Source organism: Streptomyces phytophilus, from assembly GCF_013870535.1.
Classification (GTDB): domain Bacteria; phylum Actinomycetota; class Actinomycetes; order Streptomycetales; family Streptomycetaceae; genus Streptomyces; species Streptomyces phytophilus.
Genome location: NZ_JACBXC010000601.1, coordinates 1 through 3,637 on the forward strand (window position 1 = coordinate 1; position 3,637 = coordinate 3,637).

The following is a 3,637-nucleotide window of genomic DNA, read 5'->3' on the forward strand; positions in this document are numbered from 1 at the left end:
CCCGCGCGCAGCCGCTCGGCCAGCGTGCCCTGCGGCGTCAGCTCGACCTCCAGCTCGCCGGCCAGGTACCGGCGCGCGAACTCCTTGTTCTCGCCCACGTACGAACTGGTCATCCGGGCGATCCGGCCGGCGGCGAGCAGCAGCCCGAGGCCGTGGCCGTCGGTGCCGCAGTTGTTGGACACCACGTGCAGGCCCGAGGCGCCGCCGGCGAGCAGCGCCTCGATGAGGTCGGTGGGGTTGCCGGAGAGGCCGAATCCGCCGACCGCGAGCGAGGCGCCGTCCGGGATGCCGGCGACCGCGACAGCCGCGCTTTCCACTACTTTCGTCACATTTCACCCTTGGCTCGAAAGCCTCCCGCGGGATACGGCGGGGGCGGACCGGACGATCTTGTTGCCAGACGGCGGGCGCGGCCAATGGGTCTGCTTCACATAATCAAGGGAAGGGTTGTGTGAAGACCCCACCCCTCCGGCTTCGGGGTGCGGTACGGTCCGCTCGTGACGTCGTACGGATCCGGCCAGGTCTTCCTGGAGCTGCTGGCCCGGGACGCCTCGGCCGCCGAGTTCGAGGAGCCGGTGGCCGCGGCCAGGGCGCGCGACGCCGGCGCCGAGGCCGTGGCGGAGCTGGAGCGGGCGAAGCTGCTGGCGCTGCGGATCCGGGAGAAGCTGGAGAAGCGGCGGCGCCGCGAGGCCGAGCTGTCGGCGCTCTACGAGACGGTGGGCGGCCTGGCCGCGCTGCACGACGTGGACGCGGTGCTGCAGGCGATCGTGCGCGGGGCCCGCCGGCTGCTCGACGCCGACACCGCGTATCTGGCGATGTACGACCCGGCCCGGGACGACGCGTACATGCGCGTCACCGACGGCTCGGTGTCCGCGAAGTTCCAGCAGCTCCGGCTCCCCCTCGGCGCCGGCCTCGGCGGGCTCGTCGTGCAGACGGCTGCTCCGTACCACACCAGCCGGTACCTCGGCGACCAGCAGTTCCGGCACACCGGCGGCATCGACGACGCGGTCGCCGACGAGGGGCTCGTCGCCATCCTCGGCGTCCCCCTCAAGCTCCGCGGCGGCGTGATCGGCGTGCTGTACGCGGCGGACCGCAGCGAGCGGCCGTTCGCCCGCGAGGAGGTCAGCCTGCTCAGCTCCCTCGCCGTGCACGCCGCCGTCGCCCTCGACAACGCCCGGCTGCTGCAGGAGACCCGCGCGGCGCTGGACGACCTCAACGCGGCCAACCGGCTCGTGCAGGCGCACAGCGACGCGGTCGAGCGCACGGCCGCCGCGTACGAGCAGTTCACCGACCTGGTGATACGCGGCGGGGGCGTGGACGACATCGCAGCGGCGGTCGCCAGTGTGCTCGACGGCACGCTGGCCGTCCTCGACGGCGACGCACGGCCGCTGGCCCGTACGGCGGAGACCGACGGCGACGGCGACCCCGCAGAGCGCGACCGGCTCCGGGCCGCTGTCGCCTCCTCGCTGGCCGGAGGGTGCGCCGTCACCTGCGCCCCGTACACCGTCGCCGCCGTCGCCGCCGGGGACGAGCCGCTCGGCGCGCTGGTCTTCGGCGGGCGCGAGCTGAACGCCACCGACCGGCTCATCCTGGAGCGCGCCGCGTCGGTGACCGCGCTGCTCCTCCTCTTCCGCAACTCCGTCGCCCAGGCCGAGGAGCGGGTGCGCGGCGACCTGCTCACCGACCTCCTCACCGCCCGCTACGGCGACCCCGCCGCCCTGCGCGAACGCGCCCGCCGCCTCGGCACCGACCTCGACGAGCCGCACGTCGTCGTCGACGTCGCCTGCGACACCGTCCCCGTACAGCGCCTGACCGCCGCCGCCGCGGCCTGGGCGCGCGACCGCCACGGCCTCGCCGCCCGCCACGACGGCCGCACACTCTTGCTCGTACCCGGCGAGGACGCCTCCGCCGCCGCCCGCACCGCGGCCGCCGGGCTCCAGGCCGCCCTCGCCCAGGCCGTCACCGCCGGCGGCGGCGGGCCGGTGCGCGGCACCCGGATCTCCGCCGCGCACACCGAAGCGGTGCAGTGCCTCGACGCCCTCCAGGCCCTCGGCCGCACCGGTGCCGCCGCCGGCATGCGCGACCTCGGCTTCCTCGGCCTCGTCCTCGGCGACAGCAACGACGTGCCGGGCTTCGTCGCCCGCGCCCTCGGTCCGCTCACCCGCTACGACGACCGCCGCGGCACGCGCCTTCTCGACACCGTCGACGCCTACTTCCGGCACGGCCAGAACCTCACCCGCACCCGCGAGGCACTCCACCTGCACATCAACACGGTCTCCCAGCGGCTGGACCGCGTGACCCAACTCCTCGGCCCCGACTGGCGCGAGCCGCAGCAGGCCCTGGAGATCCAGCTCGCGCTGCGCCTGCGCCACGTGCTCGCGGCACCGCCGCGATAGGCGGCGGCGCCGACCGTTCAGGCCATGAATCCCGCTTCCCGGTAGGCGCGCGCGGCGCCGGGGTGCAGCGGCGCGGGGACGTTGCGCCAGGCCGTGGCCGGGTTGAACCCGGCCAGCGACGGGTGCACGCCGGGGAGTCGGCCGAGGGCGCCGAGCAGCAGCCGGGTCAGGGCGTACGCCGTGCCGTCGGGCAGGTCCGCGGAGACCACGAGGACGGTTTCGGCGAAGCACGTCGCGACGTCCGCGGTGTGCAGGCCCGGATACGTGCCGGCCGGGATCGTGCCGGGGGTGCAGCCGTAGCGGCGGGCGAGGTGGGCGAGGAGGTCCGCGGGCAGCGGGGCGAGTTCGATGCGCCGGACGCCCCGGGCCGCGGCGGCGATGCCGGGGGCGGGCAGGGTCGTCGCGCCGAAGACGTGGTCGATCTCGCCCGCGTGGAGTGCGCGGACCAGCGCGTCGTAGCCGTCGAGGAGCACCCGGCCGCCGCGGGCGCGGATGCCGTCGTACGAGGTGCCGTAGTGGGCGACGACGCTGCGGAACATCAGCTCGTCCGTGGTGTCCTCAGGAGGCGCGCCGAACCGCCCGCGGCGCGGCCCCGCCACCGCCTCGCCGAACCCGGCACCGGCGTCGGCGCCGGAGTCGGCGTCGGCATCGGCCGCCCGCAGCAGGTTGTACGGCAGCGCCGACCATCCGGTGCCCAGGACCCGCAGGCCGCGCATCGGGGCGTCGAAGGGCGGGCCGCCGTTGTACGCCGCGGCCACCACGACGTCCGTGCTCATGCCCACCTGGCCCGCGCCGTCCCGGATCCGGGTCAGGTTCTCCCGCCCTCCGCCGGCGGCCAGGGTCAGGTGCAGGGCGGGGTCGCGGCCGTCGAGGAGGCGGATCAGCCCGCCGGTCATCTCGTACCAGCCGTCGCCGGGGTTGCCGCCCAGCCACGTCAACTCCCGCAGCGCCACGGGCTCGCGCGCCTGCTCCGTACGGTCAGCCATGTGTGTCCGCCTCTGTTCGGGTGGGGTGGTCCGCGGTGAAGTGCACGCCGGAGAACGCGGCGCGCCAGTCCGCCACTTCGGCCGCGACGCCGGCGGGCCGGATGTCCTCGTCGAGGCCGCGGGCGATCAGGAGCGCGAGCGCCGGCATGTCCCCCTCGGCCATGCCCAGCCGCGCGATCTCCGGGGTGCCGAGCCGCAGTCCGTTCGGCTCGCCCCTGGCGACCGGCTCGGTGGGCAGCCCGATTCCGCACGCCAGTA

General features: G+C 75.6%; 3 protein-coding genes and 1 pseudogene. 1 reads left to right on the forward strand and 3 read right to left on the reverse strand.

The features are described from left to right. Positions 1-329 (reverse strand): CoA transferase subunit A (locus tag H5J30_RS22020; protein ID WP_181789117.1); only part of this gene is annotated, 329 nt, incomplete at its 3' end. Positions 330-494: 165 nt separating this feature from the next. Between H5J30_RS22020 and H5J30_RS22025 the strand changes: the two genes are divergently transcribed. After that, the gene (locus H5J30_RS22025; protein WP_181789118.1) at positions 495-2,393 is read left to right on the forward strand and encodes a helix-turn-helix domain-containing protein; all 1,899 of its coding nucleotides are present in this window, start codon (positions 495-497) and stop codon (positions 2,391-2,393) included. 17 nt (positions 2,394-2,410) lie between these two features. On the opposite strand, the gene H5J30_RS22030 is transcribed toward H5J30_RS22025, so the two are convergent. Further along, complete coding sequence (locus H5J30_RS22030; RefSeq protein ID WP_181789119.1) at positions 2,411-3,379, reverse strand: TAXI family TRAP transporter solute-binding subunit; 969 nt, start codon at positions 3,377-3,379, stop codon at positions 2,411-2,413. Beyond that, positions 3,372-3,637: pseudogene (locus H5J30_RS22035) on the reverse strand (hypothetical protein); the annotation flags it as partial. The pseudogene H5J30_RS22035 and the gene H5J30_RS22030, both read right to left, overlap by 8 nt.